The sequence below is a fragment of the Thermostichus sp. OS-CIW-31 genome, from assembly GCF_054060305.1.
The window spans coordinates 83,136-96,225 of record NZ_JBSSDA010000008.1; the positions used below are offsets into that span (position 1 = coordinate 83,136).

8 protein-coding genes and 1 pseudogene are annotated in these 13,090 nt (G+C 55.8%); 6 read left to right on the plus strand and 3 right to left on the minus strand.

The genetic code is table 11. From position 1 onward, the window contains the following. Nucleotides 1–50: 50 nt before the first annotated feature. Complete coding sequence (locus ACVWY9_RS06640; protein ID WP_457387852.1) at nt 51–1,448, minus strand: hypothetical protein; 1,398 nt, start codon at nt 1,446–1,448, stop codon at nt 51–53. A gap of 322 nt (nt 1,449–1,770) precedes the next feature. Between ACVWY9_RS06640 and ACVWY9_RS06645 the strand changes: the two genes are divergently transcribed. Beyond that, on the plus strand, nt 1,771–2,436 hold the full coding sequence (locus tag ACVWY9_RS06645; protein WP_457387853.1) for a hypothetical protein: 666 nt from the start codon (nt 1,771–1,773) through the stop codon (nt 2,434–2,436). Nucleotides 2,437–2,502: 66 nt separating this feature from the next. Continuing rightward, on the plus strand, nt 2,503–3,579 hold the full coding sequence (locus ACVWY9_RS06650) for a DUF7933 domain-containing protein (RefSeq protein WP_457387854.1): 1,077 nt from the start codon (nt 2,503–2,505) through the stop codon (nt 3,577–3,579). Between the two features lie 194 nt (nt 3,580–3,773). Here ACVWY9_RS06650 and ACVWY9_RS06655 read toward each other — a convergent pair whose 3' ends face one another. Next, nucleotides 3,774–5,177 (minus strand): phosphoglucomutase/phosphomannomutase family protein, encoded by a 1,404-nt coding sequence (locus tag ACVWY9_RS06655; RefSeq protein WP_457387855.1) that lies wholly within the window; start codon nt 5,175–5,177, stop codon nt 3,774–3,776. Between the two features lie 270 nt (nt 5,178–5,447). On the opposite strand from ACVWY9_RS06655, the gene ACVWY9_RS06660 reads away from it, so the two are divergent. The 3 genes and pseudogenes from ACVWY9_RS06660 (at nt 5,448) to ACVWY9_RS06670 (ending at nt 9,404) form a co-directional block, all read left to right on the plus strand. Beyond that, complete coding sequence (locus ACVWY9_RS06660; protein WP_011431684.1) at nt 5,448–6,170, plus strand: hypothetical protein; 723 nt, start codon at nt 5,448–5,450, stop codon at nt 6,168–6,170. 183 nt (nt 6,171–6,353) lie between these two features. Beyond that, a complete protein-coding gene (gene phnD / locus ACVWY9_RS06665; protein WP_011431683.1) occupies nt 6,354–7,358 on the plus strand; it encodes a phosphate/phosphite/phosphonate ABC transporter substrate-binding protein in 1,005 nt (334 codons plus the stop codon). A gap of 140 nt (nt 7,359–7,498) precedes the next feature. After that, nucleotides 7,499–9,404, plus strand: a pseudogene (locus ACVWY9_RS06670) (ABC-F family ATP-binding cassette domain-containing protein). On the opposite strand, the gene ACVWY9_RS06675 reads toward ACVWY9_RS06670, so the two are convergent. Next, nucleotides 9,401–10,423: an arsenic resistance protein gene (locus ACVWY9_RS06675; protein ID WP_457387856.1), complete on the minus strand. Its 1,023-nt coding sequence runs from the start codon at nt 10,421–10,423 to the stop codon at nt 9,401–9,403. The pseudogene ACVWY9_RS06670 and the gene ACVWY9_RS06675 overlap by 4 nt on opposite strands. Nucleotides 10,424–10,549: 126 nt before the next feature. Here ACVWY9_RS06675 and ACVWY9_RS06680 point away from each other — a divergent pair, with 126 nt between their 5' ends. Continuing rightward, a complete protein-coding gene (locus ACVWY9_RS06680; protein WP_457387857.1) occupies nt 10,550–13,075 on the plus strand; it encodes a DNA gyrase/topoisomerase IV subunit A in 2,526 nt (841 codons plus the stop codon). Nucleotides 13,076–13,090 lie beyond the last annotated feature (15 nt).

A 13,090-nucleotide genomic window follows, 5' to 3' on the forward strand; every position in this document is an offset into this window, starting at 1 on the left:
AGGCCAAGCCAAAGCGGATCCCTGCTCTGGGATCAAACGGGTTGCCTGGGTTACAGCCGCACCTCAGTTCCCTCAAAAAACCCACGGATGATCAAAATGGCCCCTTCTCTATCTGCAAGGTTGTTAGTAGGGAACTCCTGTTCTATGAACCACTGGCCGGAGATGCGTTCCGCAGAAGTGGTTGAGTCAAAGATAAGGTTCAGGTTTCCCTTTTGAACGCTACCCCCTACGTCAAGCCGGTTAAACGGCCCTGATAACTGTGCTCCGGCCAAGGTGCGGAAGACGAAATCCCCCGTTGCAGGCACGATGCCCTGCAAAACAACTGGAGTACCCCCGCCTTCTTCCCTTTCAGTTCGTAATGAGAAAAAGTAGTCAAAGGCTGTTGGAGCACCCGGTCCAGGAGTAGGGACAGGTAACTGAGGAATTGGGGTGGGGAAAGGTCGCGGTGGAGGGCTGACCTGCACAAAGTTGAGAACTGTGCTGGTGTTGGCCGGATCAAACTCCGCTTGAACACGACCGTTCAACAGGCGTCGGATGCGCACCAACTGGTTGGGCAAGATGTTCGGTCGAGTCGGATCCGGAGCAAACAGCACCGACTGCGTACCCACCTGGGCAAGACGATAGACAATCTCCGCCTGGTTGGGCCGGAAGTTCAGGCGGGCAAAGAGAGCCAAGGCATCCTCAGGAGTGCCATCGCCCGCAACCCCCCGCTGCCGCACCACAAAGCTCGCGGAGAAACTACCTGTCTGGAGAATGGCAGATACTCCTTCTGTTGGGTTCACGAAGCTTCCTGCTGGCGGGTTGCCACCTGGGCCAGGATCTTCATAGAGTACCCCCGTGGTGCGGACAATGAGAGAAGAATCTCCCTCTAGGACAACTTGGTTGCCATTCCTATTCACCAAGATTCGGCGCACGGTGAGAGTCAAGACAGTACCTTCCCTGGCAGCTCTAAAGGTTGTGTTCACTCGAATGCGCTGATCATTGGGGTTTGTCGAAATTGCAACCAGCCCGGCGATACTAAATTGCGTAGATAGCCTGCCGTCATTAGGGCCAAAGGCAATGAGATTCACCAGCGGTGTGGTTCGCCCAATTTGGATGGCCAGGGTGCTGGAGCGAAGAGTTGAGTCAATCGTCAGCTCAGTGGCTGGGATCTCGTTCACAGGCAAGATGCGGGCTTCAACATTGGCGATGCGAGCTTCACCGCTGCCTTGGAGGGGGTTGGTGCGCACAGGGATACCCCGATCAAACCTCGGATTGACATAGTCCAGCCGCAGGCTGGTGGTCTCCAGCACCGAGCCGGGGGTAAAGCGATACTCCTGGGCCGAGACAAAGGCAGCCGGATCCACCTGGACGGGCCCAGGCAAGGTCGGAGACTCATTAACTTCTCCGCAGCCGCCTAGCAGCAAGACTCCACACAAAACCGCCAACGAGCGACCTTTGAAGTTCATACGGCACTTCCTCACACACCTTAAATCTGGGCAAATCCACACACAAAATGGGGAGAAGGCACCCAACCCCTAACGCTACAGGTAAGCTGGCCGCCCCTGCTCGAGGCTATGATACCCCATATCTAGGGGATGGGCCATTTCCAGAACAATTTCTTGCATTTGCTCTGCCGCTTGCTTGACAACGCTCTAGGATGCAGTAGAACTAACAGCAGGCATCCCCCTTGAAATTGTGCAGATGCATAAGACTTGAGCAAGCTCGGTGGATCCCCGCTGGACGCTGCCTAAGACGTTTGCTGTGGTGTGAGTGAGTGGAGATTTTTCGATGAGACGACGTTTTGGCTCAGCCCTTGGCCGTGGCGGCCTCTCTCTTTGGGCAACCTGTGCTTCGGTTGCGCTAATTACCGGCTGCAGTAGCGAGACCACCAGCGGGGTGCCGCCTCTACTGGCTTCTAGCGGTGCCACGCCTCCTCCTGTGGCCGTTGCCCCCACGATTGCCCCCAATCTCACGCCTATCACCTTCCGCCCTGGTCCGGATTTCGCCCCCATCACCCCGCCGCCCATCCAGCCCGACCTACCGGATCCGCCTAGCTTGCGGCCAGCTCCAGCTGGGGAGTTTAATCTTTTGCTGCTTTCTGGCATTCCGCCAGTGGGATCCGCCTTTGTAACTATCACCTTGCGCGGCTTGCTTGCTCCAGGAGTGATCAGGAGCGTAGAGGTTCAGTTTTTTAACATCAGTCGCGGCACGGATATTACCAGCATCTTTTTGCCGACGGCAATTGAGCAGTTTAGAAATACGCTGATAGGCAGAGGCAATAGCTACGACGACCGAATCAACGGGATCACGCTTACCAACGGCTTCACCTTCCCGGCGGCTCTAGCCGCCTACAACACCAACGTTGCTGCGGGAGAAAGGGTTTTGGTAATCGTGGTCATTCGAGATTCATTTGGTCAAGCTCTGAGGCTGGAAGCGCGCGCCCAAGCCCCCTAAGCTGGAGCTGAGTAAGGCTGTTTGGGTTTGTGCCACGAGAGAGTTGAATGGCAGGAGGATGAGGGAATGAAAACGGGAAAAGTAGCTGGGGTTTTGGCTTGCCTGTGTTTGGGCTTGTTAACAGCTTGTCAACAAACTAAAGAGGGGAATCCAATCAGCTCGCTGCCAGGGCCAATCATCCCTGTGCAAAACCCGAATACAGAACCCGGAGGAACGGGGGTAGGGCTGCCATCCACTCCTCCGATTGGATCTGTTCCCACCACCCAGCCCAGCCCTCTTGTGCCCCCTCCTGTGTCGGCGCCGACGATCCCGCCCCTGCCCAGCCCGAACCCCTCTCCCAGCATCGTTGGCCTGCCTCCAGGCCCCCTGGCGACGTTTACCAAGAGCTTCAGTCCTTCCACAACCTCACCAAACGCTCCCGTAACCCTAAGCTTCACAATCACCAACAACTCTGGCATCCAACTGACTGGCCTCAACTTTGCAGACAACCTGCCTACAGGGTTGTTTGTTGCCAATCCGCCCAACTCCACCAATGCCTGTGGTGGATCATTTGCTCCGACTTCAGGCGCGGCCCTAATCACTCTAAGCGGTGGAACACTGGCTGCCAATGCAACTTGTACAGTTACTGTTCAGGTTGTTGCTGCAGGCACAGGTACCTATACTAACCCTGCCGTAACTCTGACCAGTAACCAGGCTCCTGCTGTTCAAAGCACACCTGTTAATCTGTCAGTGATCTCGGTTCCTGCTCCAACGTTCAATAAGCAGTTTGTTCCTAACTCGACTCAAAACGGCAACGTCGTAACTGTTGTCTTCACAATTACGAACACTGCAACTGTTCCCATAACCGGCCTCAGTTTCATCGACATTTTGCCCAACGTTCCGGCTTCAGGGTTACAAATTACGACTCCAGCAGTTACCTCAAACACCTGCGGTGGCACGCTGACAGCAACTGCTGGTACGACCGCGATTTCTCTCACGGGCGGAAGCCTAGCCGCAGGCGCCTCCTGCGTGGTTTCTGTATCGGTCAAGCAAGCAGCTATGATGCCCACGCCTGGAACCTACACCAATCCACCTGTTACTCTCTTGAGCAATGGCGCGCCGCCAGCGACTTCTGGTACAGTTATGGTAACTTTTACACCGTAACTTTTAAGTAGAGTTCTTACCCTTGACCCAAGTAAAAGTGAGGCAGATGGGTCAAGCTGTGAGCATTCCTATGCTGCTCAGCAGAGCTTGGGGGGAGAGGCCAACCCTGTAGGCTGCCGCAGTTTGGCAGCCTCTCAGTCTCTGCACTCAAGAGTCAAAGGGATCCAGCTTTGCGCAAAAGATTATCTGGGATATTAAGCTGTTGTGCTGTTCAAGCCGGCTGCCCAATCCAGCAGGCGATTCACTTCTTCCGGGGTTTTGGCTTCCGAGTACAGCCGCAGCAAAGGCTCGGTGCCGCTGCCGCGAATCATCACCCAACTGCCGTCGGCGAGGGTGAATTTGTGGCCATCTTTGTCGAAATGTTTGATCACCTTCTGCCCCAAAATCTCAGCCGGGGGATCCATCTGTAGCCGTTTGAATAACTCAGTTTGTTGATTTTGATCGGCGAGGTGGAGATCGCGGCGCAGGTAAACAGAGGTGAACCCTTCCCGTTCCTGCAAAGCCCGGTAGATGGTGCTGAGATCTTGGCCGGTTTCCGTAACCGCTTCGATGAGATACAGGGCCGAAAGCAGGGCATCCCGCTCGGGAATGTGGCCCAAGTAGCCGATGCCGCCCGATTCCTCTCCACCCAAGAGCACCTCTGTGCTCATCATGCGCTCGGCGATGTACTTAAAGCCCACCGGCATTTCCGTAACCGGTAGGCCATAGTGCTGTGCAACTTTAACAAACAGTTCGGAGCCGCTGATGGTTTTGACAATCTCGCCCCGCAAGCCGCGTCGCCCGGCCAGGTGGTCGATCAAGATGGGGATCAGGATCTGCGGGCTGAGGAAATGGCCCTGCCCATCCAGGGCGGCAATGCGGTCGGCATCTCCATCAAAGACCAAACCCATTTTCAAGGGGGCGGGATCCGCCGCGATGATCTGAGCAGAAGCCTGCAGGTTTTGGGGCAAGGGCTCGGGGGGAAATCCCCCAAACAAGGGATCCCGATGCGCCTGCAATTCAATCACCTTCTCCCCCAAGAGGCGCTTGAGGCCGCCAGCGCCAGAGCCAAACATGACATCCACCCAAATCTTGGCCGGGGATCCTTTGAGCTTTTCCAGATCCACAAAGCGGCTGAGCTGGGCCAGGTAGCCAGGCCAGGGATCCCAGGCGTGAATGGGGGCCTTGTGGGATCCCAGAGGTTGCAGGTGGCGCATATCCTGCTCGATGGCGGCAGTGACTTCCGGTGGCACGGATCCGCCAAATCCCCCCTTGACCTTGAGGCCGGAATAGTGGGGGGGGTTGTGGCTGGCGGTGATCACCAAAGCGCCGTGGCAGCCCCGCTCCTTGGCACCCCAGCTAAAGGCCGGCGTTGGGGCCACACAGGTGGAGAGATAGACCGGGATCCCCAATCGGGCCACCACTTCGGCAGCGTGGGCGGCAAAGCGCTCCGAGAGAAAGCGGTTGTCGTAGCCAATCAGGATCCCTTCGCCGGGATAGGTGCGGGCCAACACTTGGGCGCCGGCCTGGGCGGCAAGGGCCAAGTTTTGGAAAGTAAAGGCATCGGCAATCACGGCTCGCCAGCCGTCGGTGCCAAAGTGAATAGGGGGGGTGGGCATGGCTTGATGTATCGGATCCCGTCGCATCAACTCATAGCATGATGCCAAGGTCAATGGTTTCAAGGAGGACGAAAAAGCGGTTGATCTGCGGTTTCTCAGCCCACTCTCAGGCAAAATGGGCTGCATTCTCAGCTGGAGCGGGGGTAATAAGAGAGGAGTTTCTCTTGCAGGGTTCATCAATCCAGCTCCCAGCCTGACGGCCCAAGGTATCTGCGAGGGAGTTCCTCCGCGTATTTACGTGGGTACAGTTCTGCAAGTTGTGGTGCCAAGATGTTCAGCCTACTCCTTCTGCTGACCTTGATTGGGGTGATCTTCTTCACCCGGCGGCTACAGCAACTCCTGCACAACATTCCGCAGCGCTACTGGCTCTCTCTGGGTGGAGGGATTTCTCTGGCCTATGTGTTCACGGCTTTTTTGGCGGAAGTGACGGAGCTGCAACAACACTTGATGCCCCTAGAAGTGCCTGTGTTGGGCTATTTGATTGAACACATTCATCTGCTCATGTTGCTGGGCATTGTTACGGTATATGGGTTGGAGGGGCTGGCCCAATCTTCCAAGCAAGAGGCATTGCTGCATCCAAGGATATTTTCCGTTCACATTGGTTTCTTTACGCTCTACAGCGTAATTCTGGGTTATTTGCTAAGACACACGGTGCAAGAATGGCTCAGTTGCCTGTTGCTGACCATCGCTTTGGCTATCCACCTCAGCATCGTCTGTAAAGATCTATTTGAGCATCATCCCCACTTATTTCAGCACCAAGGGCGTTGGCTGTTGATCGGATCCCTTTTTGTCGGTTGGCTGATGGGGCAAAGGGCCATTTTGCCGGAGATAGCCTTAGCCGCCAGCATTGCCTTTGTAGCGGGGGTTTTAATCTTTCAAGTGCTGAAGCACGAGCTACCCGAAACCGAAGGGCACTTTGGGGCATTTTTGGCGGGTGTTGTCGGTTTTGGTAGCTTGCTGGTGGCCATTTCGGCCATTCGGGCCTGGGAGTGAGTTCTACGGGTAAACCCAGCGTATCAGTAGCAATCACTGGGATCCCTCTCTGAAATTCTGCGGATTTTGAGTGGAGATTACCTTTTCTGAATCTTCGCTTAACAAAAAGTTAACTCTAGCCTGCTATTTTCTATCTGTTCCTTGAAGAAACACTAAGCCCTCATTGAGGAGTCAATGGACACTATGATGAAAACTTTCTTGGCAGGCCGTCGCTCTTTGCTCGTGGGGCTAGTTGCCACCGTGGCCGGTGCTTCTGTAGCCCTGTCTGGACTGGTGCATGCCCAGGCCAAAGATTGCCCCCGTCCGCCGGAGATGGATGTGCGCTTCTGCGACCGCGATGGCGATTTGATTGCCGATGTGCCGGAAGATCCGAACGAGTGGATCAATCCGGATACCCTGATCTTTGCCTACACCCCCGTTGAGGATCCCTCAGTTTACAAGAACGTTTGGGCTGAGTTTCTCGATCACTTGGCAGAGTTAACCGGCAAGAAGGTGGAATACTTCCCAGTGCAGTCCAATGCTGCTCAGTTGGAAGCGATGCGGGCGGGCCGTCTGCATGTGACCGGCTTTAACACCGGCTCTGTCCCTTTGGCGGTGAATGCGGTGGGCTTCCGTCCTTTTGCTATGATGGCCAGCTTGGATGGCAGCTTCGGCTACGAAATGGAGATCATCGTTCCTGCCGATAGCGATATCCAATCCATCGAAGATCTGCGCGGTCGGCAATTGGCTTTCACTAGCGAAACCTCCAACTCTGGCTTTAAGGCTCCTTCGGCGCTGCTGAAAGGGGAATTTGGCATGGAGCCCGGGGTTGACTACCAAACTGTCTTCTCAGGCAACCACGAGAACTCTATCTTGGGTGTGTTTAACGGTGACTACGAGGCGGCGGCTATTGCCAACTCCGTGATGACCCGCATGGCCAAGCGGGGCACGATTGATCCCAGCAAAATTCGCACCATCTACAAATCTCAAACTTTCCCCACCACAGCCTATGGAGTTGTCTACAACCTCCACCCAGAAGTGGCGGAAAAAGTGAAAGAGGCTTTCTTCACCTTTAAGTGGGAAGGCACCAAGCTAGCGGAAGAGTTTGGCAAGAGTGGTGGGGAGCAGTTCATTACCATCACTTACAAAGAGTATTGGGAAGTGATCCGCACTATTGATAAAGCCAGCGGCGTGGAGTACAAGCTCTAAATCCTCTCCAGCAGATCTTTCACTTATGGGATCCCTTCTCGATCGGGGATCCCTTTTTGTTGTCCTGCAACAGTCAGGATCGAGCCGGACAGTATCATCGTTGCAGACCTATCCTGCAGATCCCAGCATCCTGATCCCCCATGGCCCTGTTCACCCTCAACTCCGTTCGCAAAGATTTTGGCATCAAGGAACTCCTGAGGAATGCCAGTTTCAGCCTAGAAGAAGGCGATAAAGTCGGCATCATCGGCACCAACGGTTCCGGAAAATCCACACTGCTCAAGATGATCGCTGGCCTAGAACCCATCGATGGGGGCGACCTCTGGGTCAGTTCTGGGGCGAGGATAATCTACCTACCCCAACAGCCAGAGATGGATCCCGAGCATACGGTGCTGGAGCAGGTGTTTGCGGCTGCCGGAGAAAAAATGCGCCTGATCCGAGCCTACGAGGAGCTTTCCCATCGCTTGGCCCATCAAGGTGGGGATCCCAGTCTGTTATCGCAGTTGGCCAGTATTAGCGAGCGTATCGAGGTGGAATCCGCTTGGGATCTGGAAACCCAGGCCAAAACCATTCTCAGCCGTTTGGGCATTGCAGACTTTCAGGCCCGCGTTGGCGATTTGTCGGGGGGATACCGTAAGCGGATTGCCATTGCGTCAGCCCTCTTGGCAGAGCCAGATGCTCTACTGATGGATGAGCCCACCAACCACTTGGATGCCGAATCGGTGGAATGGTTGCAAGATTATTTGAATCGTTTTGCTGGGGCAGTGCTGCTGATCACCCACGACCGCTATTTTTTGGATCGGGTTACCCAGCGCATTCTGGAAATTGATCGCGGCGATCTGTATGCCTACAGCGGCAACTACTCTTACTACCTGGAGAAAAAAGCGGCTGCTGAAGCGGTCGAAAAGGGATCCCAACGCAAGTATGCCAATCTCTTACGGCGGGAATTGGAATGGCTCAAACGAGGCGCCAAAGCCCGCAGCACCAAGCAAAAAGCCCGCAAACAGCGCATCGAAGACCTACAAAATCAAGAATTCAAGCAAGCTCTGGGACAAGTGGATATTGCGACCGCCGGGCGTCGCATCGGCAAAAAGGTGATCGAGCTAGAAGGGATCCACAAATCCTACGGCGACCAACTCCTCATTCAAGACTTTACCTATACCTTTGCCCCCGATGATCGGGTGGGCATTATTGGCCCCAATGGGGCGGGAAAATCGACTTTGATGAATATCATCATCGGCAAATTGGCTCCAGATGCGGGCCGAGTGGAGATTGGCCCCACCATCCACATTGGCTACTTCGACCAACACTCTGACGATCTCAGCCTCAACCCCGACCAACAGGTGATCGAGTACCTCAAAGAAGTGGCAGAGCTGGTGAAAACTGCCGATGGGGAGACGATCACCGCATCGCAAATGTTGGAGCGCTTTCTCTTTCCCCCCAATCAACAATATGCCCCACTCCACTTCCGGTGGTGAGCGCCGCCGCTTGTTTTTGTTGAGGGTGTTGATGCAAGCGCCGAATGTGTTGATTTTGGACGAGCCCACCAATGATCTGGATGTGCAAACCTTGGCAGTATTGGAAGACTATCTGGAAGAATTCAATGGTTGTGTGATCGTGGTGTCTCATGACCGCTATTTTTTGGATCGCACCGTGAATCGCATCTTCGCCTTTGAGGGATCCGGCCGAATCCGGCAATATCCTGGCAACTATTCTGTTTATCTGGAGCATAAGCAGCGCCAAGAGAGTGAGATCAAATCCGCCCGCCCTGAGTCTGTCCCTCTCATTCCCCAGCCTGAAAAAGAGCTTGATAGGATCCCACAAAGCAGAAAACTCTCCTTCAAAGAAAAACGGGAATATGAGCAGCTTGAAAGCCAAATTCCGCAGATGGAGGCAGAAAAAGCTGAAATTGAGCAGATCCTTTATCGCAACCCTCCCAGCGGCTACAGCGAAGTGCAAAAGTTAGCCCAGAAACTGGCAGACTTAACCGCCGCCATCGACTCCGGGACCGCCCGTTGGCTAGAATTGGCCGAGCGCCACCTCAACTAGCGTCGAGCCTGCTTCCAGCATCTCTTCTGTCGAATTTGCAACAGCATCTGGGCAACAATCGTCAAAACCGGCAGCTCGATCAGGGGGCCGATCACCAAAGCCAGAAGGATCAACGGACGCTGCGGAAAAGCAGAAGCAGCAATGGCCAAAGCAAGCGGAGAATTGCGAGCCAAGGTTGTACAGGTCAAACAGACCCACTCCTCATAAGCCAAACCCAGCCAGCGGCTGACCTGGTAAGCCAAGAGGAAGTTGACGGCGAAAAAAACCAGAATGGGAGGCAGAAGCTTGAAAAGTAGGGCTGGATTCTCAGCGAGAATGCTTCCTTCAGTGGCAAAAATAAAAACTATCGCTAGATTCAAAGCCACAATCTGCATGATGCTAATCCGGTCTTGATAGCTTTCAAGGGATCCCCTCTCTCCACGTTCCGTTTTGATTTGCCGAATGGAGTATTGTGTGAGTGCTGCTGCCAGCAAAGGCAAGAAAAGGATCCAAAACAAGCCTGACAATAAAATTTCAACATTTAATTCGACTAAATCTCCTGCCAAAAGCAAAAGATAAACTGGCAAAAGCAAAACTTGCAGAACCAAATTAACGGGCAACAGGGCCGTTGCTAAAACCACATTTCCACCCGCTATCCCTGTAAAAACCAAATACCAATCCGTACAAGGAGTTACCATCAACATGAGCAGGCCAACCCACAAATCTGGCAGATCCGATAAAAAAACAGCCCCCAATCCCCAGGCAAAAATCGGAGTCCACAGAAAGTTGATCGACAAACTGGCCAACGCCACTGCCAATACAGCTTTAGAAGCGCGATTAACCTGCTCAAGTTTCTGAAAAAAAACCTTTCCCCCAGATGCGAGTGGAATGCCCAGGAAAGTGAGATAAAGCAGCAAAGCCAACAGAGGTTGTACCCAGCCTCTTAAGATTTGGACAGAGTTTGGCCATCCTGTGAGGGCCAGACCCACGCCGATCGATACCACAACGAGCAAAGGTTGAGCTCTTTCAGAGAAACGCATGGATACAACTCGATGGATAGTGAGCAGCATTTCCAGTCTCTCAGCCCCTGTCAGTGTGGGATCCCACCTCGCAAGAACCAGAGAAACGGCTACAGTAACCTGGAAAGCGTTCCGCTCCTTTGTGCCATGACTCAGCAACTGACTCTCGACGGACTGGGATTGGGATCGAATGGGGGATCCCGTCTGGGTCGGGTGATTGTGACCGATTTGCAGGGGGAGATGCAGCGCTCCTACCTGGAATACGCCATGAGCGTGATCGTGGGGCGGGCCTTGCCGGATGTGCGGGATGGCCTCAAGCCGGTACACCGCCGCATCCTCTACGCCATGCACGAGCTGGGCCTGACGCCGGATCGCCCCTACCGCAAATGCGCACGGGTGGTGGGGGATGTGCTGGGGAAATATCACCCCCACGGGGATCAGGCGGTCTATGACGCGCTGGTGCGCATGGTGCAAGACTTTTCCAGCCGCTATCCCCTGGTGGCGGGGCACGGCAACTTCGGCTCTGTGGATGATGACCCACCGGCGGCCATGCGCTACACGGAGTGTCGGCTGGCGGAGCTGAGCCACACAGCGCTTCTGGAGCAGGTGTCGGAAGAGATCGTCGATTTCATGCCCAATTTCGACGGATCCCAGGCGGAACCCACCGTTCTTCCGGCCCGCTTGCCCATTTTGCTGCTCAACGGCTCTGCCGGCATTGCTGTGGGCATGGCCACCAATATCCCACCCCACAACCTGGGGGAAGTGGTGGATGGCCTGTTGGCTTTGATCGACCATCCCGACCTCAGCCCTGAGGAACTGTTGCGGTGGATCCCAGGGCCGGATTTTCCCACCGGCGGCCAAATCCTGGACACCCAAGGGATCCGCGAAGCCTACCTCACCGGGCGCGGTTCCATCACCCTGCGGGGGGTAGCCCGATTTGAGGAGATCCAGCCGGGCAAAGGACGCCACCGGCGGCCTGCTCTAGTCATCAGCGAGTTTCCCTATCAGGTGAACAAAGCCGCTTGGATCGAAAAAGTGGCCGAGCTGGCCAACCAAGACCGCATCAGCGGCATCGCCGATCTGCGGGATGAGTCGGATCGCAGCGGCATTCGCGTGGTGGTGGAGCTGAAGCGAGAGGCCAACCCGCAGGCGGTTTTGCAGCAGTTGTATAAGCTCACCCCTTTGCAAAGCAACTTTGGAGCCATCCTGCTGGCTTTGGTGAACGGGGAACCGCGGCAGCTGAGCCTCAAGGACATCCTGCAACACTTCTTGCAATTTCGCGAGGCCACCCTCAACCGGATGTTCCGTGCCGAGTTGCAGCAGGTGCAGCGCAAGGCGGAAGAGGTGGCAGGAATGTTGCTGGCGTTGGCGGATCTGGAGGGGGTGATCGAGCTGCTGCGGCAAGCGCCCGATGGCCTCACGGCCAAAGCCCAATTGCAAGCTCGCCTCGGCTGTACCTCCCAGCAGGCGGAGACGATTTTGGCCATGCCTCTGCGTCGCCTGACGGGATTGGAGCGGGAACGGCTGCACCAGGAACACGCCCAGTTGCAGACCCGCATCGAAGAACTGCAGGGGCTCCTCAGCGACCGCCGCAAGCTCTTGAATTATTTGAAAAAAGAGCTGCGCCACTTGAAGAAAATCTTCGGGGATCCCCGGCGCACCCAGATCCTCTCGGCCTCGGAGCTGGAAGCGGAAGTGGCCCAAATCCCCAGCGGCGAAGAGACGGAAGAGACCCACTTCTTGCTGCAATTCACCCGCAAGGGCTATGTGCGCCGCCTGCCTCTGCCTAGCCGTCGCTCCCGCAGCAACCCGGCGCAACGGGAACTGGGGGAAGATGTGCTGGTCGGCCTGGAATGCGTCACGCTGGAGCAGGAAATCTTGGTGCTCACCGCCGGCGGCAAAGCTTTTACCGTGCCCATCGCAGGGATCCCCCTCAGCACTGGGTCCTCACGGGGGGTGCCTCTGGTTACCCTTCTCCCCAACCCTGAGCCGATCGTCGCCACCTTCACGTTGGATCCGGATCCGGGCAAGGCAAGTTTGGTGGTGCTCAGCCGGCAGGGGCGGATCAAGCGGCTGGCCCTGGCAGAGCTAATGGGCCTCACCCAACGGGGATCCACTGTCCTAAAGCTAAAAGAGGGAGATGAGCTGGGCTGGGCAGCCCTTTGGGATCCCGGCCACCAAGGCTACAGCGTCGTCCTGGCTACTTCAGGGGGACGGGTGCTGCGGCTGGATGTCCAACAGATTCCCCTGATGGGTCGAGCGGCTATGGGATCGCCGGCCCTGCGTTTGGGGCGCGCCGAGCGAATAGTTGGTATGGCGCTGCTGCCCCCGCAAGGGATCCTGGTTCTGGCCAGCCGGTTGGGCCACCTGAAGCGCTTGCCTCTGGAGGAGATCCCCATCCTGGAGCGGGGTCAAGTGGGCGTGCCGGCCTTTCACTTCTCCGACCGAGGGGATGTGCTGGTGGGCTTGGTGGGTCTCCCCCCCGAGCTGGAGAGGCCTTCCCATCTGCAACTGGATGTGATCACAGAGTCTGAACAGGTGTACTCCTTCTCTCCTGCCGAGATCCCGCTGCAAAGCCGCTCCGGGGGCGGATCCCTCCTGGTCAAAGGGGAGCGGGTCAGGGAGTTACGCCTGTTTTGGCCACAGTGGCTGCCGGAAGGCGATGTGGGATAGCTCTTGGGGGAGCAG

What these genes read in the sequence shown, in the direction of transcription:
- ACVWY9_RS06640 (WP_457387852.1), bottom strand. Translation starts at nt 1,448, where the DNA reads ATGAACTTCAAAGGTCGCTCGTTGGCGGTTTTGTGTGGAGTCTTGCTG.
- ACVWY9_RS06645 (WP_457387853.1), top strand. Translation starts at nt 1,771, where the DNA reads ATGAGACGACGTTTTGGCTCAGCCCTTGGCCGTGGCGGCCTCTCTCTT.
- ACVWY9_RS06650 (WP_457387854.1), top strand. Translation starts at nt 2,503, where the DNA reads ATGAAAACGGGAAAAGTAGCTGGGGTTTTGGCTTGCCTGTGTTTGGGC.
- ACVWY9_RS06655 (WP_457387855.1), bottom strand. Translation starts at nt 5,177, where the DNA reads ATGCCCACCCCCCCTATTCACTTTGGCACCGACGGCTGGCGAGCCGTG.
- ACVWY9_RS06660 (WP_011431684.1), top strand. Translation starts at nt 5,448, where the DNA reads ATGTTCAGCCTACTCCTTCTGCTGACCTTGATTGGGGTGATCTTCTTC.
- phnD (WP_011431683.1), top strand. Translation starts at nt 6,354, where the DNA reads ATGATGAAAACTTTCTTGGCAGGCCGTCGCTCTTTGCTCGTGGGGCTA.
- ACVWY9_RS06675 (WP_457387856.1), bottom strand. Translation starts at nt 10,423, where the DNA reads ATGCGTTTCTCTGAAAGAGCTCAACCTTTGCTCGTTGTGGTATCGATC.
- ACVWY9_RS06680 (WP_457387857.1), top strand. Translation starts at nt 10,550, where the DNA reads ATGACTCAGCAACTGACTCTCGACGGACTGGGATTGGGATCGAATGGG.